The organism is Riemerella anatipestifer (genome assembly GCF_009670965.2).
GTDB classification, from domain to species: domain Bacteria; phylum Bacteroidota; class Bacteroidia; order Flavobacteriales; family Weeksellaceae; genus Riemerella; species Riemerella anatipestifer_B.
In genome coordinates, this window is sequence record NZ_CP073239.1 from 427,274 (window position 1) to 449,408 (window position 22,135).

A 22,135-nucleotide genomic window follows, 5' to 3' on the forward strand; every position below is an offset into this window, starting at 1 on the left:
TCTTTTATCCTTTTAATTTATTTAAAATACTAATATCTACTGATTTTATATTTCGGTACATCATAGTAATAATAGCCAGTCCCACAGCTACTTCTGCCGCAGCTACCACCATAATGAAAAATACTAACATCTGCCCATGAGCATCTCCGTAATAGGTAGAAAATGCTACTAATAATAGATTTACAGAATTAAGCATAAGCTCTACGCATCCCAAAATAACAATGGCATTTTTTCTTAACAAAACACCCAAAACACCCAAACAGAATAAAAATGTAGATAAAACTACATAATAATCCAAAGGAATGTTCTGTACAAAAGAATTCATTTCCATAATATTTTATAAATCTTTTTTACCAATTAGCACCGCTCCTACAATCCCCGAAAGAATTAAAATTGAAGCCAACTCAAACGGCAATACATATTCATTAAACAATAATCTTCCCAAATTTTTGGTAAGCCCTACACCTTCTGTAATCTCAGTTACAGGCAATTCATTTCCTACATAACCTCTTAAAGCTCCTAAAAAACCCACTAAAAGAAGTCCTGCAGAGAAAATTCCTGCAAATTTCATTAGGTTATTCTTTTTGCCTTCGTCTTTCTCCTTTAGATTAAGCATCATAAGCACATATAAGAATAAAACCATAATAGCTCCTGCATATACTATAATCTGCACAATTCCCAAAAATTGGGCATTAAGTAATATATACAATCCTGCTATAGAAAAAAATGTAATTACTAAAGACAATATGCTATACAACGGATTTTTAGCTGCTACAAAATAAATAGCACTAATAACCGCTAAACCTGAAATAATATAAAAAACAATCTGCTCCATTACTTAATAAGATTTCTTTTGTCTTTCACTAATATCTATTCTATTGTTCATATCCTCCACTAGTTTGTCTTTTCCATAGACAAAAGAACCACGGTTAGACTCTACATCTACTAATCTATCTGTAAGATAAATCGCTGATTTAGGACAAGCCTCCTCACACAATCCGCAGAAAATACACCTCAACATATTAATTTCGTAGGTAGAAGCATATTTTTCTTCTCTATAAAGATGTTTTTCTTCCTTAGTTCTTTCAGCCGAAGTCATCGTAATGGCTTCCGCAGGGCAAGCAACCGCACAAAGTCCGCAAGCGGTACATCTTTCTCTCCCTTCATCATCTCTTTTAAGAACATGTCTCCCACGCCATACTTTAGCCCTTGGCTTTTCCTGTTCTGGATATTGTATCGTTCTATCTTTCTTAAAAAAATGCTTTAGTGTAATGCTCATACCCTTAATTATAGCAGGGAGATAAGCCTTTTCCGCCAAAGTCATCTTTTTATTAGAAACTACTTTTGATCTATTTGTTAATTTCATTATCTATTAGATATTAGATGTTAGACATTATTTAATTGTCTTTATCTTGTATTTCAATTTTATAAATTTGGTATTAACTTCCAAATGCTAATATTACCGCTCCTGTTATAAATAAATTAACTAATGCTAATGGGATTAAAGTCTTCCAACCAAGGTGCATCAATTGGTCGTAACGGAAACGAGGAAGCGTCCATCTAATCCACATAAACAAGAAGATACCGAAGAATGTTTTGCTCAAAAACGCAACAATACTTAAAATTCCGGCTACATTTTCACCATAGGTAGTTGTTACCCATTCTATCCCTGGATAGTTGTAACCACCAAAGAATAAAACCACCATTAAAGCATTGGAGATAAACATATTAACATACTCTCCAAACATATATAATCCTAGCTTCATCGCAGAATACTCTGTCATAAAACCAGCCACAAGTTCAGCCTCACATTCTGGTAAGTCGAACGGATGTCGGTTACACTCTGCCAATGCAGCTACCAAGAAAACTAAGAAGGCTACTGGTTGATAAAAAATATTCCAATTCATTCCAGAGCCTACAGGAATTATACCCCATAGTTTGCCTGTGCCTTGTGCTTCTGTGATTACTCTTAAATCTAATGAACCTGCCATCATAATGATAGACAATAATGCTAATCCCATAGCCAATTCATAAGATATCATCTGAGAAGACGCACGAATAGCACCTATAAGAGAATATTTATTGTTAGAAGCCCAACCACCTATCATAATACCATAAACTCCCACAGACACCATACCTATAAGGTAAAGCACCCCAACATCTATGTTAGCTACTTGTAAACTAAACGATTCTCCACCTATGTTAAGGCTTTTCCCCCAAGGGATAACCGCTCCTGTAATAAGTGATATAAACATCACTAAACCAGGACCTAAAATAAATAAAAACTTCTCTGAATTTTTAGGAATAAAATCTTCCTTAAAGAAAAATTTACCACCGTCAGCCAAAGGCTGTAATAATCCCAATGGACCAGTCCTATTAGGACCAATGCGGTCTTGCATCAACGCAGCCACCTTTCTTTCTGCCCAAGTAGAATAAGCTGCTACCGTAAGAGACAGAATAAAAAGAGAGATTACTAATATCGTTTTAAAAATCAATAAATCCATAACTTATTTTTCTTCTTCTTGATTTCTATTTTCTGTAGAATTTTCTATTTCCTTCGCTGTATTATCCTCCAAAAGTTCATAAGCATTCGTTGAGTCTTCGTAATGATTAGCAGAAATTACAGAATGTCTGCTTATATGTCTCGGACCTTCAACATTCCAATACTTAACATCTTTCTTATGAAAACGGCAATCGTTACAAATAAATTCTTCTACTTCACCGTATTCGTCTTTTCTAGCCGTTACTCTGATAACCTCATCACCCTTCATCCACAATACTGCTTTACCACTACATTTTTCGCACTTACAAGTAGCATTCATTGGTTTTGTAAACCATACTCTACTCGCAAAACGAGAAGTGTTATCCGTTAAAGCACCTACAGGACAAACATCAATCACATTTCCTATAAAATCATTCTCCAGTGCTTTATTGAGGTAAGTAGATATTTCGGCGTGATCTCCTCTAAATAATATCCCATGCTCTCTCTCTTTAGTAAGCTGATTAGCCGCTAAGACACATCTAGCACATAGGATACAGCGGTTCATATTAAGTTTAATATAAGGACCTATATCTTCTGGTTCAAAAGTTCGTCTTTCAAACTCCGTTCTTGTATTTTCTACTCCATGCTCATAGCCTAAGTCTTGAAGATGACACTCTCCTGCTTGGTCACAAATTGGACAATCCAAAGGGTGATTGACAAGGAGGAACTCAGTAACTGCCTTTCTGGCCTCCTGAGTTTTCTCAGAAGTTAAATTTTTCACTTCCATTCCATCCATTACCGTTGTACGACAACTTGCCACAAGTTTAGGCATTGGTCTTGGGTCAGCATCAGAGCCTTTAGAAACCTCTACCAAGCAAGTACGACATCTCCCCCCACTAGTTTCCAATTTACTATAATAGCACATTGCAGGCGGCACAGACTTCCCCCCGATTTGTCTAGCAGCCTCTAGAATACTAGTACCAGGAGCAACCTCTGTAGTCTGCCCATCTATAGTTACTTTAAACTTTTTAACTTCCTCACTCATAATATTATACGATTGGTTTATTTGAACCATCAAATAAAACCTATTTGGTTAATTATTTTTAGTATTAAATGTATATCCTATCCCAAAATTAACTTGACCAAACATAAAATCTTGCCAAGCTCTATCTGTATTGTTTAAGGTCGTCTTTATATCAAACATATTTATGTATCCATACTTCACTTCAAGTCTAGCCAAAAAATGCTTCCATAATACTAAATTCAAATTTACTCTGGCGTCAGCTCCAAAACCTGCCAAATGAAATCTATCACTTCTTTCATTTCCAAACAATTTAGCATTAGTCTTAGGATATAAACCACCTATTCCTCCACCATAAGCCCAATAAATATCTACATTTTTAGTATTGACTAAAGAATTATATTTTTCTAGACCAAGATTAACATAGTTAAGTCCATCTGTATGCTCAAAAGTCAAAAACTGTTCATCACTCAAATCCACTTTACTATCTTTAACATAATAGGCATATGGGTTTTTGATTTCACCACTAAAATCAACTACTTGATTTTGCTCCATTACATACTTCATATGGTCAATAGCAAAAACTAATGCCAAATTATCTTTAACGAAGTAAGCTACTCTTGCATTAGTTTGGGGTATTGTAATCTTAGTAGGTCCAAAATAAACTCCTAAATCAAAATCTGTGGGTCTATCCGCTGCTTTTACATTGTGAAGCATAAACTTATATCTAGAACCACTGAAACCTATGTCAGAGTTTGAATACCAAGCCCTATTCCACCCCCAAAAAAGAAACATAGCACCTTTTTTAAAAGGTCTATTATCCCTAACTTGAGAGCTAACAGAACTCCAAGCAAATAAGAGCAAAAATATGTATATATACTTAGTTTTCATTCTAATTACTTTCTTCCACTTTTAAAGGAATAGGATCTGCATAGCTCCCTAAACCATAGTTTTGAGTTAATGCCAACTCTGGGTTTTTAACATACCATTCAAACTCATCACGGAAATGGCGAATAGCTGCTGCTACAGGCCACGCTGCCGCATCTCCTAACGGACAAATGGTATTACCCTCTATTTTTCTTTGAATATCCCATAGTAAATCTATATCGGACATTTCTCCTTTACCTTCTACAATCTTTTTCAGGATACGATACATCCACCCTGTTCCTTCTCTACAAGGTGTACATTGTCCACAGCTTTCGTGGTTGTAGAAACGAGCTAAAGTCATGGTGTGTTTTACCACAGATTGGTCTTCGTCTAAAACGATGAAACCTCCTGACCCCATCATCGTACCAGTTGCAAAGCCCCCTTCCGAAAGAGATTCATAATTCATATATCTTGGTTTGCCATCTATGGTTCTCAGCAATAAATTAGCTGGTACAATAGGCACAGAACTTCCTCCAGGAATACACGCCTTAAGACGCTTTCCGTTAGGTATTCCACCACAATATTCATCAGAATATATAAATTCTTCTACGGTAATGGTCATATCAATCTCATAAACCCCCGGCTTGTTGATATTACCACACGCAGAAATGAGTTTAGTTCCTGTAGAACGCCCAACTCCAATTTTAGCATACTCTGCTCCAGAAATATTGATAATAGGCACTACCGCCGCAATAGACTCCACATTGTTAACCACCGTAGGTCTTTCCCAAAGCCCTTTAACCGCTGGGAATGGAGGTTTTAGTCTAGGATTACCTCTTCTTCCTTCTAATGATTCTAGAAGAGCTGTTTCCTCTCCACAGATGTAAGCCCCACCTCCTCTTTGGACATAAATTTCCAAATCAAAGCCAGAACCTAATATATTTTTACCTAAAAATCCTGCTTTTTTAGCTTCCTCAATAGCTTCCTCTAAAATATCAGGAATCCAAGAATACTCACCTCTAATATAGATGTAAGAAGCATTAGAACCTAAACAATAAGACGAAATTAACATTCCCTCAATTAAAAGATGAGGAATAAACTCCATCAAATATCTGTCCTTGAAAGTACCTGGCTCTGACTCATCGGCATTCACTACCAAGTGTCTAGGCACCCCTTCTGGCTTAGCTAAAAAGCTCCACTTAAGTCCCGTAGGGAAACCTGCTCCCCCACGACCTCTAAGTCCAGAAGTTTTTACTTCTTCTAAAATTTCTTCAGGAGTCATCTTAAGTGCCTTTTCTGCTGCTTGATAACCTCCCTGTTTGCGGTAAACATCAAAATAACGAATACCCTCTATATGTGCATCTTTAAGTAAAAGTTTTTTACTCATTTTTTCTTTTATTTAATCCAAAGCAATGGCTCCTTGTCTGCATAGCTCAAGGATTTCATCTACTTTTTCTTTAGTTAAGTGTTCATGATAAAATTTTCCTAACTGCATCATCGGTGCATAGCCACAAGCTCCTAAGCATTCCGCTGGTTTTAATGTAAACAAACCATCTTCCGTAGTCTCTCCATCCTTAATGTTAAGTGTTTTACGGATATGGTCTAAAATATCATCACTCCCATTGAGCATACAAGGTCCTGTTCTACACACTTCTAGCACATATTTACCTACCGGCTTCATATTAAACATCGTGTAGAAAGTAGCCACTTCGTACACCTCTATTGGCAATATGTTAAGCACCTCCGCCACATAGTCCATCACAGGAACACTAAGCCACCCTCCAAATTCCTTTTGTGCAATATGCAAAACAGGAATTAGTGCCGACTTTTGTTTCCCTTCAGGATATCTAGCGATGATTTTATGAACCTTTTCTAAGGTTTCTGGCTTAAAAGCTATAACTGTCTCGTTCATTTTTTTATCTTGTAAAAGTACTTTGTACTCTAATTCTTTTTTAGTTTTAGCAAAATTTAGGCGTCTAACTCTCCTGCAATTACATTCATACTACTCATAGTTACAATAGCATCAGAAATCATAGAGCCTTTTATCATCTCTGGGAACGCTTGATAGTATATAAAACACGGTCTTCTAAAGTGTAGTCTGTATGGCGTTCTTCCACCATCACTAATAAGATAGAAACCTAACTCTCCGTTTCCTCCCTCTACACAATGGTACACCTCTCCTTTAGGAATATCTTGCTCTCCCATAACAATTTTAAAGTGATAGATAAGAGCTTCCATTTTGGTGTAAACATCTGCTTTAGCTGGCAAATAAAATTCTGGAACATCTGCGTGATAATCACCTTCTGGAAGGTTTTCGTAAGCATTTTTAACCAACTTATAACTTTCCCATATCTCCTGCTGACGAACCATAAATCTATCATAAGTATCTCCTGCCGTTCCTACTGGAATGATAAAATCAAAATCATCATAAGATGAGTAAGGTTGTGCTACACGCACATCGTAATCTACCCCAGCTGCACGAAGATTCGGTCCTGTAAAGCTGTAATTAAGAGCCCTCTCTGCCGAAATAGGTCCTGCCCCGATAGTTCTATCCATAAAGATTCTGTTTCGTTCCATTAGGTTACAAAACTCTTGGAATCTTTTTGGGAAGTTTTTAATAAAATCTTTAATTAATTCGTGAAATTTAGGGCTAAAATCTCTCTCAAAACCACCAATTCTACCAATATTGGTAGTCATTCTAGCTCCGCAGATTTGCTCGTACATTTCGTAAATACGCTCTCTGTCTTGGAATACATAGGTAAACCCTGTAATAGCTCCTGTATCTACTCCTATTACCCCATTACATACCAAATGGTCTGCAATCCTAGCCAACTCCATAATGATGATACGCATATAATCTACCCTCTTCGGCACTTTACAACCGATGAGTTTTTCTACCGTCATATGCCACCCTAAATTGTTGATTGGAGCTGAACAATAATTAAGACGGTCTGTAAGCGTAGTAATCTGAGCGTAAGGTCTTCTCTCTGATATTTTCTCAAAAGCACGATGAATATAACCTACCGTCTGCTCAGAGTGAAGTATTTTTTCCCCATCCATCGTCAGTACATTTTGGAATATACCATGTGTTGCGGGGTGTGTAGGTCCTAAATTAAGGGTATATAATTGCCCATCAATTTGCTCACTACTTTCGTATTGGTTAAGTATATTAGATAGTTCGTTATCTTTCATAATTCATTTTATTTTGGGTAAAATATCCAATAGTTCTATCTACCAAACATTTTATCATCTTTATCCTCTCTAGTACCATCTTCTAAACGGTACTGTTTAAGCATTGGGTGGTAACCCATATCTGGGTCGTTTAAGATAATTCTTAAATCAGGGTGCCCCTTAAATCTAATACCGTAAAAATCAAAAGTTTCCCTCTCCATCCAGTTAGCTCCTGAATATAAATCTGAAATGGTATCTACCTCTGCTTCTTCTATCGGCATAAACACTTTTAGACGAACTCTAAAATTAGTCTTCATATTATGAAGATGATAGGTAACGCCTAACTCTTTAGCCTTATCTTGAGGATAATGGATACCGCATATATCTGTAAGAAAACCTATTTCTAAAGAAGAATCTTTTAGATGATGAATAAGTTTTTTTACCTCTTCTTTTTTTACCTCTAATGTTAACAGACCATGAGGCTCAGAAACTGACAATACCGCTTCTGGAAATTCTCTATTTATGGCCTCTAAAACAAATTCGTTGTTCATATCTTTTTATATGATAATTTGACAATGATTTAACTTTTTTAATTTTTTGATAATCTAGCTCTCAATTTCAAATTATCTCAATTTATTTAACACCGTAGCTTTCTAACAATGCCTTATACTCTGGCATATCTCTTCTTCTAAGGCTTTCACTCTGTGCCAATGCCTGAACCTGCATAAACCCTTCTAATATCTGCTCTGGTCTAGGCGGACATCCTGGCACATACACATCTACAGGTATAATTTTATCTATACCTTGTAGTACCGAGTAAGTATCAAAAATACCACCACTACTCGCACAAGCTCCCACCGCTATCACCCATTTAGGCTCTGCCATCTGAGAGTAAACTTGCTTAAGTACGGGTGCTAATTTTTTAGATATAGTTCCGCAAACCAAAAGACAATCTGCTTGCCTTGGAGAGAAAGACATTCTTTCCGCACCGAATCTTGCCATATCGTAAGTAGGCATCGCCATTGCCATAAACTCAATACCACAACAAGAAGTTGCAAATGGTAGTGGCCATAAGGAATAAGAACGAGCCATTCCTATAAGGCTACTTAATTTTGTTGCAAAGAACCCCTCTCCTGAATATCCTGAAGGAGCTGGTGCATCTGTTTTTATAATAGGTTTATTAGACATCTCGTTTTTCTAATTTTTAAATATAATAGTTACTTAAACATTCTTACTTATCCCAATCTAAAGCTCCTCTTTTAAGAACATAGAAAAATCCGATAAAAAATACTGCTACAAATGTAAGAACAGCTAAAAAGCCTTCCACCCCAAACTCTCTAAAATTAACCGCATAAGGGTAGAAAAAAACTATTTCTATATCAAATAAAACAAATAAAATAGCTGTAAGAAAATACTTAACAGAGAATGGCGTTCTAGCATCTCCTTCAATCTCTACCCCACACTCAAAGGCATCATCTTTAACTCCGCCATTAAGCCTAGGCCCCAAATAATGAGAAGCTACCAAAGAAATCAACACAAACCCCAAGCCTACAGCAGCTTGTATTAAAATTGGAATATAATTTTCTGGAATACTCATAATAACTTTAATTCTTGACCTGCAAAGCTAAGAAATTAAACCTTAAAACTAAAAAAGCCACCTCCTTTTTAAAAGCAAAATAACTTATATTTAGTTAATTTAGAATTATTTTAAATAGCTATTTTATCTGTTTTTCATTTTCTTTAATATCACCCAAGCTATATAAGCAATATACAAAAACAGAACACTCGCAAAGGTAATATTAACGATAGCATTCACTCTACCGTCTTCGAATTTAAAAACGGTATTATATAACACAAATGCGATAATTAAAATCGCATAGAAATAAAGTTGTTTTTTCATTGAATATGCTTTAAATGTCTAGTGAATAAGTTCTTCTTCGTTTGTGATTAACTGGATTATAATCCTGCCACAAAAGTTGAATATTTTTATTTTCTTCAAGCTCAGGATTGGTTTCTAAAAACCTCACTCCTTTCTTCTTAAACACTTTATAAATTTCTTCAAAGATAATAGAAGTAACCCCTCTACGCTGATAATCTGGACGAATGCCTATTAGATAAAAATTAGCTCTATCATTCTTTTTACTTGCCTGTAGAAAATGCCACCACCCAAACGGTAACAACTTACCTTTAGCCTTTTGCAAAGCTCTAGAATAAGATGGCATTGTGATAGCAAAAGCAATTAAATCATCATGTTCATCAGCAATACAAATAATATAATCTTTATCAATAAAGCCAAAATATTTCTCTTTATAAGTCTTTATTTGCTCATCTGAAATCGGCGTGTAGGTAGACAAGTTTTTATAAGTTTCATCTAGTAGTTTAAACATAGGCTCTACCAAGGGCAATATTTCTTTTTTATGATTAAACCTAAGAACCTTAAGCTTATATTTTTCTTTAATAAGACCACTAAACTTGGTTACTTTTTCTGGTAGTTGCTCTGGAAAATCAATTTCAAACTCTACCCATTCTTTTTCTTTTTTAAGTCCAAGTTTCTCTAAATGAGTGGGATAATATTCAAAATTATATATTCCTATCATAGTTGCCAATTTGTCAAACCCTTTTATCAACATACCCGCTTTATCCAAATTAGTAAACCCCATTGGACCTTCAATCTTGGGAAGATTTTTAGATTTAGCTACTTCTATAGCCTTATCTATCAATACTTTTGAAACCTCTATATCATCTATAAAATCCAGCCACCCAAAACGCAACTTTTTAACACCTAACTCCTTTTCTTCCTTATAATTAACCATAAGTGCAATACGCCCAACCACTTCTCCATTTCTATATGCTAAATATTGTTCTGCGTCAGAGTAAGACAATGCTGGGTTTTCTTTGGCATTCCAAATATTCTTTTCATCATTGTTAAGTGGTGGCACATAGTTAGGATTTTCTCTATAAAGCTTGTTTGGGAATTTTATGAAATCCTGTAATTCTTTGTCGTTAGTTACCTTTTTTACTACTATAGATGCCATATTTCGGTCATTTTTTCACAGCAAATATAACATAAAAGTTTGGCATAATTTTTTCTGAATAGTGGCTAAAAATTAAATTATTATGGGTTATTATATTATTTTAGGAATCATCACTCTAGTAAGTTGGCTTGTTTCGGCGAGGTTAAAATCAAAGTTTAATCACTACTCTAAAGTAATTCTTAGTAACGGACTTTCTGGTAAAGAAGTGGCAGAAAAAATGTTAAGAGATAATGGCATACACGATGTTCAAGTAGTCTCTATTCCTGGGCAACTTACAGACCATTATAATCCTATGAACAAAACGGTAAATCTGTCAGAAGCGGTTTATATGCAGAGAAATGCCGCTGCCGCTGCCGTTGCCGCCCATGAATGTGGACACGCCATACAACATGCCGTAGGGTATTCTATGTTACAACTTCGTTCTAAGTTAGTTCCTATCGTTAATATCAGTTCTAACTTATTGCAATTTATTCTTATAGGCGGTATTGCAGTAATGGCTGCAAGTGGCAACAAAACCCTATTAGCTATAGGTGTTGTGCTATTTGCCATCACAACATTATTCGCCTTTGTTACTCTTCCTGTAGAGTACGATGCAAGTAATCGTGCTTTAAAATGGTTAAAGAGTACAGGCACTGTAACCACAGAAGAATATGCTGGTGCTGAAGACTCTCTAAAATGGGCTGCTAGAACTTATGTAGTTGCAGCGTTAGGCTCATTAGCTCAGCTAATTTATTTTGCTTCTATGCTAATGGATAGGAGAGATTAAAAAAATCATAAATAAAAAAGCCTCAAAATTTTGAGGCTTTTTTTATTTGTATTTAACAAACACTACTAAAATCTATATCCTACACCTAACATCAGCTTTCCTGCCACAGGACTTACCATTTCTCCTTTAGTAAATCTCCTTGCCAAACCGATACTTGTTTCAAAAGTGATATTACTACGCGTTACCCACTTGCCCCCTATACCAAAACCTATACCTATAGTTGTATTAGTTGATTCTGTATATACAGGATAAAATGAGTAGCTATAAGGACTATAATAATAATCTATTTTCTCATCACGAGAGGTTGTTATAGGAAGAAAACCTTCTATAAAAAATCCTGAAGCATATTTTTTTCCAAAATATCTTCTGTAATAAGGAGAAAATTGACTATTACCAGATATGTCTCCTAAACCTAAAATAATATCTAAACCAACACCAGAACTATCATCAATAAGTCTCTCATAAGAAACATTTATAGCTCCTCCAGCTATTAAAGGAAAAGGACTAATCATAACATCATTACTCCTAATAGAAGTGATTGGCTTAGGTTTAGTACTTAACGAATCCGTCTGAGCCTGAACAAAACAAGCAAAGCAGATAAAACTCAAAAACATAAATATTTTTTTCATAGGTCTAATTTTTATGGAGCAAATTTAATAAATTTCATACATTCTACATCCCACAAAAAAGCAGTACAAATAAACTATATGTACTGCTCTTCTAATTTTACTTTCTTAGCAAAAGCCTATTTTAGTTCAATAGGATTATTATTTTCGTTTAAAAACTTTTTCAGTTTCACTTCTGCTTCTTTTATTTTATCTACAAAATAAGAACCATCTGGAAGTTTATACTCTTTCATTGCCGGATTATTAAAATGTGTTTTGATAGAAGCAAAAGGGTCTTGTTTATAGGCTTGATAAGCTTTATCAAACTTCTCGCGAGTTACCTCAATACCATTCCCCATACCAAATTCTTTCATCATTTTTTCAGAGTATGGCGTTGCTTTTTCTTCAGAAAGTTTCTCATTTCCTTTAAGCACCCACTGATAATGGTTTTGGGTATCTTTTATTTTAACAATAAGCCCCGGTAAACCATAAAATTTATACGGTCCATCAGCAAAAGGAATATCTGTAGTAAACCAAGCTATCCAATTTCTTCCACCGAAAGAAGCGGTTGCTTTTTGTGTAGAGTAATTTTCTATGGTTGCTTTTTCTGTTTCTATTTTCCAATCTAGCTTTACAGGCTCTTTATATACAAACTTTTTTTCCAAAATAAAGTCTTCATAAGCCACCTCTTTAATTGGGTAAGGCTTTACTATGGAATAAGTAAATTTACCTTGTTTTAATCCAAATTTTTCTTGGTCAAACATATTACCTGTTTTCTTAACTTGTTCCATAAAAGCCTTCATCAGCGAATCTTGAGAAACCGCCATATAATCTCTATAAACCGATTTATCTTTCCACACATCTAATACCGTAAGCTCTTTTTCCACCTTGTTAGCAGAATCTTTGCTTGGCTTAAAAGTCATTTCATAAAAGAAACGATTAACTTCCTGTGCAGAAAATAATCCCGCTAAAAGAAGTAATACTAAAAGATTTATTTTTTTCATAATTAAAATTTTATTCTAAACAATAAGTAGTAAAATCATCAGATTTGTTACAATACAATTTCACCAAAACTCCTCTTCTTATTTCATTAATTCTCTAGCCTGTTCTAGAGCAGCATCTGTAACCTTTGCTCCTGACAAGATTTGGGCTATCTCGTGTAGTTTTTCATCTTCTGATAACGAGATAATTCTAGACTGCGTTCTGCCTTCCACCTCGCTTTTAACCACTTTGTAATTATGATGTCCTTTAGCCGCCACCTGTGCCAAATGAGTAATCACTATCAGTTGCATATCTTTAGCCATTTCTTTCATCACCTTTCCTATTTCTTCTGCCACCCTTCCAGAAACACCAGTATCTATTTCGTCAAGAATTAAAGTTGGTAAAGCTGTCGTTTCCGCCATTATTTTTTTAACACTCAGCATCACTCTAGAACGCTCTCCGCCAGAAATTGCGGACTGTATAGGTTTAAGCGGAAACCCTGTATTGGCTTGAAATAAGATATTGATGCTCTCTTTCCCAAAGGAATTAAATGTTTCTACCTCCGAAAAACTAACTTCTATTTTTGCTTTCTCTAGACCTAACTGTTTCAGTAGCTGCTCTATTTTATCTTTAAACACAAGACTGGCATTAACTCTAGTTGAAGACAATTCTTTTGACAAAGTTTCTAGATGAGCTAAAGATTGTTCCAATTTTTTAGTAATATCATCTATCCTCTGCTCTAATGTATCAAAGCTGTTTTGCTCTTCGGACAGTTTATTTTTAATAGCCAACAAATCTTCCACCGTATCTACTTGGTGCTTTACAAATAGTGTGTTGATTTTATTAACTATCGTTGTAAGTTCAGACAGTAAATGTGGATTCATTTCTATTTTTTCTGCCCGATTTTCTACTTCGCTTACAATATCTTTAAACTCCTCAAATACAGAATCTAAACGCTGACTAACCTCATCAAACTGAGAGGAAGCCTCCGATACTCTATACAGTTTCGTTTTAGCGTCCGCCAAAGCATCTAATACCCCAATCTCCTCTTGATGAAAACGAGAAATCACCGCAGCTAAATTCCCCGATATAAACTCCGCATTTTCTTGCGTATTTAATTGATTTTTAATCTCTTCAAAATCTATCTTATCTAACGCTAATTCTTCTAACTCTTGGAGTAGAAAAGACTTATAATCTCTCTCTTTAAGTCCTTCTGATAACTGATTTTGAGCTTCTTCTAAATCCTTCTTTAAATTCTGATAAGCCGAAAAAGTCTTTTGATATTCTGCTAAAATAGACTGATTTTGTGCAATGCCATCTATAATCTTAAACTGATAAGCCTCCGTAAATAATAACGAAGTTTCAAACTGCGAATGTATATCTACCAACCTAGATGACAAATTTTTAAGAACATCTAATGTTACGGGAACATCGTTCACAAAAGCCCTAGATTTGCCACTTGGGAGAATCTCTCGTCTGATGATGGTGGGATTTTCAAAGTCCAAATCATTTTCATCAAAAAAGGATTTTAAATCGTTAGAAACTTCAAATTCGGCTTCTACAACACTTTTTTGTTCTGCGTCTGCCACCGCTTTAAGGTCAGCTCTCTCACCAAGTATCAACCTTAAAGCTCCTAAAATAATAGATTTACCAGCTCCCGTTTCTCCTGTAATGACCTGCAAACCCTTATTAAGATTTAAACTCAATTTATCTATAAGGGCAAAATTTTGTATGTAAATTTTATTTAGCATAGGTACAAAAATACGAATTTAACTTTCAGCTCTAAAAGAAAATATTAACTAGGAATCTCCTGTATTTTAAACTCATTTCTGAGCAAGGCTAACTTTATTTCGTTTTTCAAATCAGAAGAAACTTTATCTACTTTTATTTTTAACTTCGAAAGTTTATCGTAAGTGCTTATCTGATGATACCAATCATAAAATCCATAGCCCGACACTTGTCCTTTTTCTATCAACAAAAACGATTTTTCGCCTCTCGTCCTGCCCTGTCCTGTAAGAAGGATATTTTTATCTTTAAAACTTAAAAACTGTTCAAGAGCTTCTTTGTGGTTTAAAACTTCGTGATTTTTAATAAAATTAAGCACTTTTCTCCCCTGCGAATGGGTTTTAAATTTAATCATAGGCGACAATGATATATCTCTACGCACTCGTTTGACTAACCATTCATCATTTTCAAAAAAAAGTCCGTACGGCAAATGTATCTTTTTGGCAAGACCTTTAGTGTTCATAATCAGCTTTGCAAACAACTCTGACGCCACTAGTTCATAGGAAATCTGTTCTACTTCGTTTTGTATTTTTTGCCACTTTTTCGATTTAGCATTAAATACCTTCTTCGCAAACTTGTAAATACCATCTGTAGCTTCAGCTAAAATGACCTTACCTCCAGCATCTTGAAAATAAATAATCCCTCGTTCTGCTGGTAAATCTTGGGTAAGTGTTTTAACTTTATTGAGGTAGGTTTTTGCATTAGCTTCCTCAAAATGGGATTGAATAATCTCGTTATCTTTATCCTTAGTCATTAGCAGTTTAAAAAGGTCTAGCGTTGCTCTAGCATCACTACTTGCCCTGTGATGCTCTGCTAAAGGTATTCCTAAAGATTTTACCAATTTCCCCAAAGAATAACTTTCTTCATTAGGAATAAGTTTTTTGGCTAAAGGTATGGTGTCTAATGTTTCTATACTGAAATGATAGCCCAACCTCTTAAAAGACTGCCTCAACATTCTATAATCAAAATCTACATTATGTCCTACTAAGGTGCTCCCCTCCGTAATTTCTATAATTCTTTTAGCAATTTCGTGGAATTTAGGAGCAGTTTTAACCATTTTAGGTGTAATACCCGTCAGTTTTTGCACAAAATGAGAAATATCGGCTTCTGGATTTACCATAGAGATAAATTGGTCTACTATTTTATGCCCATCATAACGATAGATAGCGACCTCTATAATGCACTCCTCTCGGAATGCACCACCATTACTCTCTATGTCTATTACCGAATACATTTAGTTTTTAAAATAAAACATTCTCACAATATCAAAGGGTGCAAACTTGCGGATATTTTTCATTAAATGCAAATTTAACCACCGCTTAATCCACAAAAAATGATTCAGATTAAATCTGAATCATTCAGCTTTACAAGTTATAATATTAACTTTTAGTACCTTCTCCTAGAAGTGGATTTTAATCCAAGCATACCTAGTATGGCTTTAGCTCCTTCTCTCATTAGAGTTGTACCAAAGGTTTTAGCCATAGGACTTTTCAATACAGTATCAAATATACTAGGTTCTTCTTGTTCTTTAGTCACAGTTGTTTTAGGTGTTTCTTGAGACGCCTGACTTCCCTCGGCTACAGGAACCATTCTTTTAGATAAAATCTCGTAAGCACTTTCTTTATCTATACTATTCTGATATTTCTTAACTAAAGCCGACCCTGCCGTTAGATTATCTATCTCGGTAGCCGTTAATACTCCCATTCTACTTTCTGGTGAAATAAGGTAAGTCTGCACCAAAGGTGTTGGGATACCTTTTTCATCTAATGCCGTTACAAACGCCTCTCCTATTCCTAAATTTTGGATGAGTTCTTCTGCTTTATAATACTCTGTAACAGGATAGTTTTGTATGGCTTTTTCTATTTCTTTTCTATCTTTAGCTGTAAATCCTCTCAATGCATGCTGAATCTTAAGACCTAACTGACTTAAAACATTCTCTGGCACATCTCCAGGTATTTGAGTAATAAAATAAATACCAACTCCTTTAGAACGGATAAGTTTCACCATAGTTTCTATCTGTGAAAGCAAGGTTTTGGAGGCTTCTTTAAAAATTAAGTGAGCTTCATCTATAAAAAGCACCAATTTGGGTTTTCCACTATCGCCTTCTTCTGGGAAAGTAAGATAAATTTCGGCAAACAAAGACAGCATGAAGGTAGAAAATAAGTTTGGTTTATTCTGAATGTCATCTACACGCATAATATTTACCACACCTTTCCCTTCTCTAGTTTGTAGTAAATCATTAACCTCAAAGCTCGGCTCACCAAAGAACGCTGTTGCTCCCTCTTGTTCTAAAGCTACAATAGACCTCAAAATAGCCCCTAACGATGCTGGTGCAATAGAGCCGTAGTTTTCTGCTATTTCTTTCTTACCATTATCGTCCGTAGTTACATACTGCAATACTTTTTTAATATCTTCTAAATCAATTAGAGGTAAGCCTTTATCATCACAATATTTAAAAACTATCGACATAATGCTACTTTGGGTATCATTAAGCCCCAATATTTTACTAAGTAGCACCGGTCCAAATTCTGTAACCGTAGCTCTTAACTGAACACCTTTAGCCCCAGAAATCGTCATTAACTCTACCGGAAAAGGCTGAGCTTTATACGGCAACTCTGTTTTAGCATAGCGTTCTTTAATGATGTTATTTTCTTCCCCTGCCTCTGCTATTCCTGAAAAATCACCTTTAATATCCATTACTAAAGACGGTATCCCTGCATGAGAAAGTTGCTCTACAAAGACCTGTATAGTCTTAGTTTTTCCTGTCCCTGTAGCCCCAGCTATAAGACCATGACGGTTTAAGGTTTTTAACGGAAGTTTTACATCTACCTCTTTTATTACCTCTCCATCTAGCATTCCCTTCCCTAAGATAATACTATCTCCTTTGGAACTATATCTACTGCTTAGTTCTTCTATAAATTTAGTTTTGTCTGCCATTTTACATTTTTTGATGGATAAAATTAAGAAATAAAACTGAATAATAGCTCTTTTATCTATCTTAAATAATCTCATCTAGGACAAACCAGTCCTAAATATGGTAGATTTTGCTTATATTTGTTACTCTATAAAAGATATAATCCTTATGGAAAAAGAAATCATTTTAAAAGCTATTGCTAACGAGCAACAAAAGATAGTGGATAACTTACAAAAATCTGTAGAGCGCTACCGTATAGAGTCTGACATAGATGAAGATGCTACCCACGACCCTGAAGACTTTTCACATCAAACAGAGGCTAAAGATATGCAGCTTAGGTTTGAACAGATGGCAAATACAGCAAAAAATCATTTAGCATTCATAGAAAATTCCGCTCAAGAACACCATACAAGTATTGAAAGTGGTTGCCTTATTAAAACCGACAAAAGTTATATTTTTATTGGGATTTCAGTGCCACCATTCAAATACGAAGGAAAAGATGTAATTTGTATTTCTGAAGAGGCTCCTATTTATTCAAAAATAAAAGACACTAAAGTTGGCGATAAGGTTAATTTTGGCTCTCATCAAATTGAAATTATGGAAATAGCCTAATCCAAAAATGGACTTCTGTAACCCAAGTTTCATAACTTGTGGAGTGGAAGTCTTACCTTTGTAGAAAATTATGGAGCTACTAGGTTATTTTTTTGCTGTCATCATTGGTTTGGTACTCGGTCTTATGGGTGGCGGTGGGAGTATTTTAAGCGTACCTGTTTTTGCTTACCTTTTTGGGTTAGATGCCGTTACCTCAACCACACTCTCTTTATTTGTAGTGGCTTGTAATGGGTTGGTAGGCTCTTTGGGACATTTTAAAGAGAAACAAATACACCTCAATACTGCTTTACTATTTGGTATCCCTTCCGTCTTAGGAGTGCTTTTCTCTAGGAGAGTGGTTGTGCCACATCTACCCGAATACATCATCAACCGTTGGGGCATTTGTCTTACTAAAGATATGTTCCTTCTCATTTTATTTGCCTCACTAATGCTTTTGGCTTCCTACAAAATGATTGTAGGGAGTAAAGCTGAACCTCATACTCTAACAGCTTCTCCTGCTAGAAATATGATGCTTATTTCTCAAGGACTATTGGTGGGCATTATTACAGGACTAGTAGGTGCTGGTGGAGGATTTCTTATCATCCCTGCTTTAGTAATGATTTTAGGGTTAAAAATGAAGGAAGCTATTGGTACCTCGCTACTGATTATTACCCTTAGTAGTACCATAGGTTTTATAAGCTCTTTAGACAAAGTTGCCATAGACTGGCAATTTCTCTTATCTTTTACAGGGCTATCTATTCTAGGAGTTTTATTGGGTTTGGCTTTATCTAAAAGAGTAGATGGTAAAAAACTCAAACCTGCTTTTGGTTGGTTTGTGTTAGGTATGGGAGTTTATATCCTAATTAAAGAATTAATTTTGAAATAAAAATAGTATCATTATGAAAATAGAACAAATATACACAGGTTGCCTTGCACAAGGAGCTTACTACATTACTTCTAACGGCGAAGCAGCCATTATAGACCCACTGCGTGAAGTACAACCTTACTTAGAGCGTTTAGAGAAAGATGGTGTTACCCTAAAATACATCTTTGAAACTCACTTCCATGCTGATTTTGTATCAGGACATTTAGATTTGAGTAAAAAAACAGGAGCTCCTATTATCTACGGACCTACTGCAAAACCTAGCTTTGAAGCCATTATTGCGGAGGACAATCAAATTTTTGAGTTAGGAAATGTTAAAATAAAAGTGCTACACACTCCAGGACATACGATGGAAAGTGCGTGTTTTCTACTCCTTGATGAAAACGGAAAAGAAACCGCATTGTTTAGTGGTGACACACTATTTTTAGGTGATGTAGGGCGTCCTGACTTGGCACAAAAAGCCACTAATCTTACTCAAGAAGAGTTAGCGGGACTATTGTACGAAAGCCTTTATAACAAAATACTTCCCCTACCAGATGAGGTTACCGTATATCCAGCACACGGAGCAGGTTCTGCTTGTGGCAAAAATATGATGAAGGAAACCGTGGATAGTCTTGGCAACCAAAAGAAAATGAACTATGCCCTCAACCAGCCTAGCAAAGAGGCTTTTATAGAGGCTGTTTTGGACGGACTTACCGCTCCACCGCAATACTTCGGAATGAATGTGGCTATGAACAAAGGAGGCTACACCAGCTTTGATGAAGTTTTAAAAAACGGTAAAGAGGCTCTATCCGTAGAAGATTTTGAAACCGTGGCAGAGAATACAGGAGCTTTAATCCTTGACACTAGAAATGCGGCTGATTTCCACCAAGGTTTTATACCTAACTCCATCAATATTGGTCTTAAAGGCAGTTTTGCCCCTTGGGTAGGTGCGATGATTGTAGATGTCAAACAACCTCTGCTACTAGTCTGTGAGGAAGGTACCGTAGAAGAAGCCATTACTAGACTTGCTCGTGTAGGGTTTGATAATGTAGTGGGCTACCTCAAAGGGGGTTTTGACTCGTGGAAAAATTCAGGTAAAGAAATAGATACCGTTAAAAGAATTTCTGCCGAAACCTTTGCGAATGAATACCATAAAGATGCAAAAGTGGTAGATGTAAGAAATATAGGAGAATACTCTGCTGAGCATGTAGAAGATGCCCTTAACCGTCCGCTTATGGAAATTAACGATTGGGCAAAAGAACTAGGCGACACACATTTCTACATCCATTGTGCAGGTGGTTACCGTAGCATGATAGCCTCTAGTATACTCAATTCTAGAGGTATCCGAAACTTTACAGAAGTAGATGGTGGTTTTGCTAAAATTAAGGAGACCTCTGTGCCTACCACTGATTTTGTATGTCAATCTAAAGTTAAGTTCTAGATTATGAAAGTCATACACCAAATGATACTTGGCGGAGGTTTAGTTCTAGGGCTTACCTCCTGCCAAACAACTGGCAAAGCCAAAGATACTGGAATTATCTGGTGTGCAGCCGATACAAAAAGTACTAACGAAGCAAATCTCTCGAAAATTATAAATGCTCCCAATAGTATTTTAGTGGATGTAAGAACTCCAGAAGAATTTGCAGAAGGCAGTGCTAATGGAGCCATCAACATACCTTTAGACCAATTAGAAAATCATTTAGATAAACTAAATTCTTCGCAGGATATTGTACTTTTCTGTCGCTCTGGAAGACGCTCCGAAGAAGCTAAGACTATTCTAGAGAAACACGGCTTTAAAAAAGTATATAACGCTGGGACTTGGAACGAAGTAAAAGCACTTCAAAAAGAAACCAAATGAATATTATAGAAAACATCGTATATAGTAATAATAAACCCTCTGTGGTCATTATTAAAAAGTCGGATACCCTCAAACAATTTGCCGTAGGACTAGGAAAAGATGCCGTATTGAAAAAACACATCACTCCTGTCCCTGCTACATTGGTAGTGCTAAAAGGCAATATCAATTTTGAGATTGAAGGTAAAACACACCACTTTAAAGCGTGGGACACATACGAAATCCCTGTGAATATCTCTCACGAAGTCGTAGGAGTATCAGACGAAAATCTTTTTATGGTAACCCAAGAACTTTAACTCTTTACTGACGCCACTTCGTTGCCTTACCATACAACACACCAGCGTAGCCTAAGACGACATACCGTTGTACGGTAAGACAACGAAGCGGCGTAAAAAATAACTGTCGGTTCTCAAAATTTGAGAACCGACAGTTGTGGTTATAAAAACGAACTACCCCAACTACCCAATAACAATAGGAGCAGATAAAATTTCTGTCCTAGGCTCTTTAAGTAAGGTATTACCTTTAGAAAATTGTGTTGTAAGACTTACCTCATAATTCCCTGCTTCTAAATCCGAAGGCACAAGAATAAGCACCCTTGACGGCTCGTTAAGAACAATATGCTCTGCTGAGAGTTTCACTTCTTGTTGAGTGTCTAGATTTTTAAATACAATGCCATTTTTAGGATTATCGCCGTCTATTTTAATGTAAGTGCCTTTGATTTCGGCGTTCTTACCTTTGGTAAGGGTGCCGTCTGCTTTGCCTGTGGCTTTGTCGGTAATGCTGAACACACTCATAGGGCTAGATTGTTCGCCTAGGATTTCTACTTTGGTATCGTTGGCGGCTTTTCTTAGGTCGGTGCCTTGGTTTACATTTACATATACGGAATGCTTCTCTTTATCCCAAGTTTTGTCGTAAAATACGCCCTTAATCGCAGGACGCATATACACTAGTCCAGTATTTACGCTATAACCGTTGAGTACCAACTCCGATGCCTTACGGTTAAAACGGGTGATGATATCCACCGCCGTTTCGGTTTTTATCTCCATACCCTCTTTTTTAAGGGCTTCTACAATTTCTGTAATACCAAGGCTACCACCTAGAAGTGGCACGGCTACAAAATCATTAGGGTCGTCTTTCGTTAATAGGTTGGGACGCAACCACGCTTTTAGTGTATTCATAAGCTTTATAATTTTTTGA

At 35.9% G+C, this 22,135-nt stretch carries 26 protein-coding genes; 6 read left to right on the forward strand and 20 right to left on the reverse strand.

Going from position 1 to position 22,135, the window contains the following annotated elements:
- Positions 1 to 4 precede the first annotated feature (4 nt).
- The 14 genes from nuoK to D1J36_RS02035 all read right to left on the reverse strand — a co-directional run bounded on the left by nuoK (position 5) and on the right by D1J36_RS02035 (position 10,576).
- Positions 5 to 331 (reverse strand): NADH-quinone oxidoreductase subunit NuoK, encoded by a 327-nt coding sequence (gene nuoK / locus D1J36_RS01970; protein ID WP_004918357.1) that lies wholly within the window; start codon positions 329 to 331, stop codon positions 5 to 7.
- A gap of 6 nt (positions 332 to 337) precedes the next feature.
- A complete protein-coding gene (locus D1J36_RS01975; RefSeq protein WP_154137244.1) occupies positions 338 to 835 on the reverse strand; it encodes an NADH-quinone oxidoreductase subunit J family protein in 498 nt (165 codons plus the stop codon).
- A gap of 3 nt (positions 836 to 838) precedes the next feature.
- Positions 839 to 1,366 (reverse strand): NuoI/complex I 23 kDa subunit family protein, encoded by a 528-nt coding sequence (locus tag D1J36_RS01980; RefSeq protein WP_154137245.1) that lies wholly within the window; start codon positions 1,364 to 1,366, stop codon positions 839 to 841.
- 73 nt (positions 1,367 to 1,439) lie between these two features.
- Positions 1,440 to 2,504 (reverse strand): NADH-quinone oxidoreductase subunit NuoH, encoded by a 1,065-nt coding sequence (gene nuoH, locus D1J36_RS01985; RefSeq protein WP_154137246.1) that lies wholly within the window; start codon positions 2,502 to 2,504, stop codon positions 1,440 to 1,442.
- A 3-nt stretch (positions 2,505 to 2,507) separates the two neighbouring features.
- Entirely contained in the window at positions 2,508 to 3,527 is a 1,020-nt protein-coding gene (locus D1J36_RS01990) for a 2Fe-2S iron-sulfur cluster-binding protein (protein WP_154137301.1), read from the reverse strand.
- A 48-nt stretch (positions 3,528 to 3,575) separates the two neighbouring features.
- Entirely contained in the window at positions 3,576 to 4,298 is a 723-nt protein-coding gene (locus D1J36_RS01995; protein WP_252339408.1) for a hypothetical protein, read from the reverse strand.
- Between the two features lie 97 nt (positions 4,299 to 4,395).
- Positions 4,396 to 5,757, reverse strand: a complete 1,362-nt coding sequence (nuoF, locus tag D1J36_RS02000; RefSeq protein ID WP_153936359.1) for an NADH-quinone oxidoreductase subunit NuoF — start codon at positions 5,755 to 5,757, stop codon at positions 4,396 to 4,398.
- Between the two features lie 12 nt (positions 5,758 to 5,769).
- Complete coding sequence (locus tag D1J36_RS02005; RefSeq protein ID WP_004918343.1) at positions 5,770 to 6,282, reverse strand: NADH-quinone oxidoreductase subunit NuoE family protein; 513 nt, start codon at positions 6,280 to 6,282, stop codon at positions 5,770 to 5,772.
- A 56-nt stretch (positions 6,283 to 6,338) separates the two neighbouring features.
- The gene (locus tag D1J36_RS02010; protein WP_064970368.1) at positions 6,339 to 7,562 is read right to left on the reverse strand and encodes an NADH-quinone oxidoreductase subunit D; all 1,224 of its coding nucleotides are present in this window, start codon (positions 7,560 to 7,562) and stop codon (positions 6,339 to 6,341) included.
- Positions 7,563 to 7,597: 35 nt separating this feature from the next.
- A complete protein-coding gene (locus tag D1J36_RS02015) occupies positions 7,598 to 8,092 on the reverse strand; it encodes an NADH-quinone oxidoreductase subunit C (protein ID WP_154137247.1) in 495 nt (164 codons plus the stop codon).
- 82 nt (positions 8,093 to 8,174) lie between these two features.
- Positions 8,175 to 8,729, reverse strand: a complete 555-nt coding sequence (locus D1J36_RS02020; RefSeq protein WP_154137248.1) for an NADH-quinone oxidoreductase subunit B — start codon at positions 8,727 to 8,729, stop codon at positions 8,175 to 8,177.
- Positions 8,730 to 8,772: 43 nt separating this feature from the next.
- Complete coding sequence (locus D1J36_RS02025; protein WP_004918335.1) at positions 8,773 to 9,138, reverse strand: NADH-quinone oxidoreductase subunit A; 366 nt, start codon at positions 9,136 to 9,138, stop codon at positions 8,773 to 8,775.
- Positions 9,139 to 9,261: 123 nt separating this feature from the next.
- The gene (locus D1J36_RS02030; protein ID WP_154137249.1) at positions 9,262 to 9,441 is read right to left on the reverse strand and encodes a hypothetical protein; all 180 of its coding nucleotides are present in this window, start codon (positions 9,439 to 9,441) and stop codon (positions 9,262 to 9,264) included.
- A 10-nt stretch (positions 9,442 to 9,451) separates the two neighbouring features.
- Entirely contained in the window at positions 9,452 to 10,576 is a 1,125-nt protein-coding gene (locus tag D1J36_RS02035; protein ID WP_154137250.1) for a GNAT family N-acetyltransferase, read from the reverse strand.
- A gap of 82 nt (positions 10,577 to 10,658) precedes the next feature.
- Here D1J36_RS02035 and D1J36_RS02040 point away from each other — a divergent pair, with 82 nt between their 5' ends.
- The gene (locus D1J36_RS02040) at positions 10,659 to 11,342 is read left to right on the forward strand and encodes a zinc metallopeptidase (RefSeq protein WP_154137251.1); all 684 of its coding nucleotides are present in this window, start codon (positions 10,659 to 10,661) and stop codon (positions 11,340 to 11,342) included.
- Between the two features lie 65 nt (positions 11,343 to 11,407).
- On the opposite strand, the gene D1J36_RS02045 is transcribed toward D1J36_RS02040, so the two are convergent.
- The 5 genes from D1J36_RS02045 to D1J36_RS02065 all read right to left on the reverse strand — a co-directional run bounded on the left by D1J36_RS02045 (position 11,408) and on the right by D1J36_RS02065 (position 17,650).
- A complete protein-coding gene (locus D1J36_RS02045; protein WP_154137252.1) occupies positions 11,408 to 11,971 on the reverse strand; it encodes a DUF3575 domain-containing protein in 564 nt (187 codons plus the stop codon).
- 116 nt (positions 11,972 to 12,087) lie between these two features.
- Complete coding sequence (locus D1J36_RS02050) at positions 12,088 to 12,951, reverse strand: GLPGLI family protein (protein ID WP_154137253.1); 864 nt, start codon at positions 12,949 to 12,951, stop codon at positions 12,088 to 12,090.
- Positions 12,952 to 13,029: 78 nt separating this feature from the next.
- Positions 13,030 to 14,679, reverse strand: a complete 1,650-nt coding sequence (locus tag D1J36_RS02055) for a DNA repair protein RecN (protein WP_154137254.1) — start codon at positions 14,677 to 14,679, stop codon at positions 13,030 to 13,032.
- 44 nt (positions 14,680 to 14,723) lie between these two features.
- Positions 14,724 to 15,947 carry a 3'-5' exonuclease gene (locus D1J36_RS02060; protein WP_154137255.1) on the reverse strand — a complete coding sequence of 408 codons (1,224 nt, stop codon included), beginning with the start codon at positions 15,945 to 15,947 and terminating at the stop codon, positions 14,724 to 14,726.
- A gap of 152 nt (positions 15,948 to 16,099) precedes the next feature.
- Positions 16,100 to 17,650 carry a helicase HerA-like domain-containing protein gene (locus tag D1J36_RS02065; RefSeq protein WP_154137256.1) on the reverse strand — a complete coding sequence of 517 codons (1,551 nt, stop codon included), beginning with the start codon at positions 17,648 to 17,650 and terminating at the stop codon, positions 16,100 to 16,102.
- 145 nt (positions 17,651 to 17,795) lie between these two features.
- Here D1J36_RS02065 and D1J36_RS02070 point away from each other — a divergent pair, with 145 nt between their 5' ends.
- From D1J36_RS02070 to D1J36_RS02090, 5 genes are all read left to right on the forward strand, one after another.
- The gene (locus D1J36_RS02070; RefSeq protein WP_185147733.1) at positions 17,796 to 18,239 is read left to right on the forward strand and encodes a hypothetical protein; all 444 of its coding nucleotides are present in this window, start codon (positions 17,796 to 17,798) and stop codon (positions 18,237 to 18,239) included.
- Between the two features lie 70 nt (positions 18,240 to 18,309).
- The gene (locus tag D1J36_RS02075) at positions 18,310 to 19,104 is read left to right on the forward strand and encodes a sulfite exporter TauE/SafE family protein (protein ID WP_154137258.1); all 795 of its coding nucleotides are present in this window, start codon (positions 18,310 to 18,312) and stop codon (positions 19,102 to 19,104) included.
- A 13-nt stretch (positions 19,105 to 19,117) separates the two neighbouring features.
- Positions 19,118 to 20,524: an MBL fold metallo-hydrolase gene (locus D1J36_RS02080; RefSeq protein ID WP_154137259.1), complete on the forward strand. Its 1,407-nt coding sequence runs from the start codon at positions 19,118 to 19,120 to the stop codon at positions 20,522 to 20,524.
- 3 nt (positions 20,525 to 20,527) lie between these two features.
- Positions 20,528 to 20,941: a rhodanese-like domain-containing protein gene (locus D1J36_RS02085; protein WP_154137260.1), complete on the forward strand. Its 414-nt coding sequence runs from the start codon at positions 20,528 to 20,530 to the stop codon at positions 20,939 to 20,941.
- Entirely contained in the window at positions 20,938 to 21,234 is a 297-nt protein-coding gene (locus D1J36_RS02090; RefSeq protein ID WP_154137261.1) for a cupin domain-containing protein, read from the forward strand. Before D1J36_RS02085 ends, D1J36_RS02090 begins: the two co-directional genes overlap by 4 nt.
- A 162-nt stretch (positions 21,235 to 21,396) precedes the next feature.
- Here D1J36_RS02090 and D1J36_RS02095 read toward each other — a convergent pair whose 3' ends face one another.
- Positions 21,397 to 22,116, reverse strand: coding sequence for a DNA-binding domain-containing protein (locus tag D1J36_RS02095; RefSeq protein ID WP_154137262.1), 720 nt, complete (start codon positions 22,114 to 22,116; stop codon positions 21,397 to 21,399).
- Positions 22,117 to 22,135: the final 19 nt, after the last annotated feature.

Excerpts from the sequence above, each read along its gene's own strand:
- D1J36_RS02055 (WP_154137254.1), bottom strand. The coding sequence starts at position 14,679 with ATGCTAAATAAAATTTACATACAAAATTTTGCCCTTATAGATAAATTG.
- D1J36_RS02065 (WP_154137256.1), bottom strand. The coding sequence starts at position 17,650 with ATGGCAGACAAAACTAAATTTATAGAAGAACTAAGCAGTAGATATAGT.
- D1J36_RS02045 (WP_154137252.1), bottom strand. The coding sequence starts at position 11,971 with ATGAAAAAAATATTTATGTTTTTGAGTTTTATCTGCTTTGCTTGTTTT.
- D1J36_RS02050 (WP_154137253.1), bottom strand. The coding sequence starts at position 12,951 with ATGAAAAAAATAAATCTTTTAGTATTACTTCTTTTAGCGGGATTATTT.
- D1J36_RS02085 (WP_154137260.1), top strand. The coding sequence starts at position 20,528 with ATGAAAGTCATACACCAAATGATACTTGGCGGAGGTTTAGTTCTAGGG.
- D1J36_RS02080 (WP_154137259.1), top strand. The coding sequence starts at position 19,118 with ATGAAAATAGAACAAATATACACAGGTTGCCTTGCACAAGGAGCTTAC.
- D1J36_RS01990 (WP_154137301.1), bottom strand. The coding sequence starts at position 3,527 with ATGAGTGAGGAAGTTAAAAAGTTTAAAGTAACTATAGATGGGCAGACT.
- D1J36_RS01995 (WP_252339408.1), bottom strand. The coding sequence starts at position 4,298 with ATGTTTCTTTTTTGGGGGTGGAATAGGGCTTGGTATTCAAACTCTGAC.
- D1J36_RS02060 (WP_154137255.1), bottom strand. The coding sequence starts at position 15,947 with ATGTATTCGGTAATAGACATAGAGAGTAATGGTGGTGCATTCCGAGAG.
- D1J36_RS02030 (WP_154137249.1), bottom strand. The coding sequence starts at position 9,441 with ATGAAAAAACAACTTTATTTCTATGCGATTTTAATTATCGCATTTGTG.
- D1J36_RS02020 (WP_154137248.1), bottom strand. The coding sequence starts at position 8,729 with ATGTCTAATAAACCTATTATAAAAACAGATGCACCAGCTCCTTCAGGA.
- nuoK (WP_004918357.1), bottom strand. The coding sequence starts at position 331 with ATGGAAATGAATTCTTTTGTACAGAACATTCCTTTGGATTATTATGTA.
- D1J36_RS02025 (WP_004918335.1), bottom strand. The coding sequence starts at position 9,138 with ATGAGTATTCCAGAAAATTATATTCCAATTTTAATACAAGCTGCTGTA.
- nuoH (WP_154137246.1), bottom strand. The coding sequence starts at position 2,504 with ATGGATTTATTGATTTTTAAAACGATATTAGTAATCTCTCTTTTTATT.
- D1J36_RS02015 (WP_154137247.1), bottom strand. The coding sequence starts at position 8,092 with ATGAACAACGAATTTGTTTTAGAGGCCATAAATAGAGAATTTCCAGAA.
- D1J36_RS02035 (WP_154137250.1), bottom strand. The coding sequence starts at position 10,576 with ATGGCATCTATAGTAGTAAAAAAGGTAACTAACGACAAAGAATTACAG.
- D1J36_RS01975 (WP_154137244.1), bottom strand. The coding sequence starts at position 835 with ATGGAGCAGATTGTTTTTTATATTATTTCAGGTTTAGCGGTTATTAGT.
- D1J36_RS02070 (WP_185147733.1), top strand. The coding sequence starts at position 17,796 with ATGGAAAAAGAAATCATTTTAAAAGCTATTGCTAACGAGCAACAAAAG.
- D1J36_RS02010 (WP_064970368.1), bottom strand. The coding sequence starts at position 7,562 with ATGAAAGATAACGAACTATCTAATATACTTAACCAATACGAAAGTAGT.
- D1J36_RS02040 (WP_154137251.1), top strand. The coding sequence starts at position 10,659 with ATGGGTTATTATATTATTTTAGGAATCATCACTCTAGTAAGTTGGCTT.
- D1J36_RS01980 (WP_154137245.1), bottom strand. The coding sequence starts at position 1,366 with ATGAAATTAACAAATAGATCAAAAGTAGTTTCTAATAAAAAGATGACT.
- D1J36_RS02005 (WP_004918343.1), bottom strand. The coding sequence starts at position 6,282 with ATGAACGAGACAGTTATAGCTTTTAAGCCAGAAACCTTAGAAAAGGTT.
- D1J36_RS02095 (WP_154137262.1), bottom strand. The coding sequence starts at position 22,116 with ATGAATACACTAAAAGCGTGGTTGCGTCCCAACCTATTAACGAAAGAC.
- D1J36_RS02090 (WP_154137261.1), top strand. The coding sequence starts at position 20,938 with ATGAATATTATAGAAAACATCGTATATAGTAATAATAAACCCTCTGTG.
- D1J36_RS02075 (WP_154137258.1), top strand. The coding sequence starts at position 18,310 with ATGGAGCTACTAGGTTATTTTTTTGCTGTCATCATTGGTTTGGTACTC.
- nuoF (WP_153936359.1), bottom strand. The coding sequence starts at position 5,757 with ATGAGTAAAAAACTTTTACTTAAAGATGCACATATAGAGGGTATTCGT.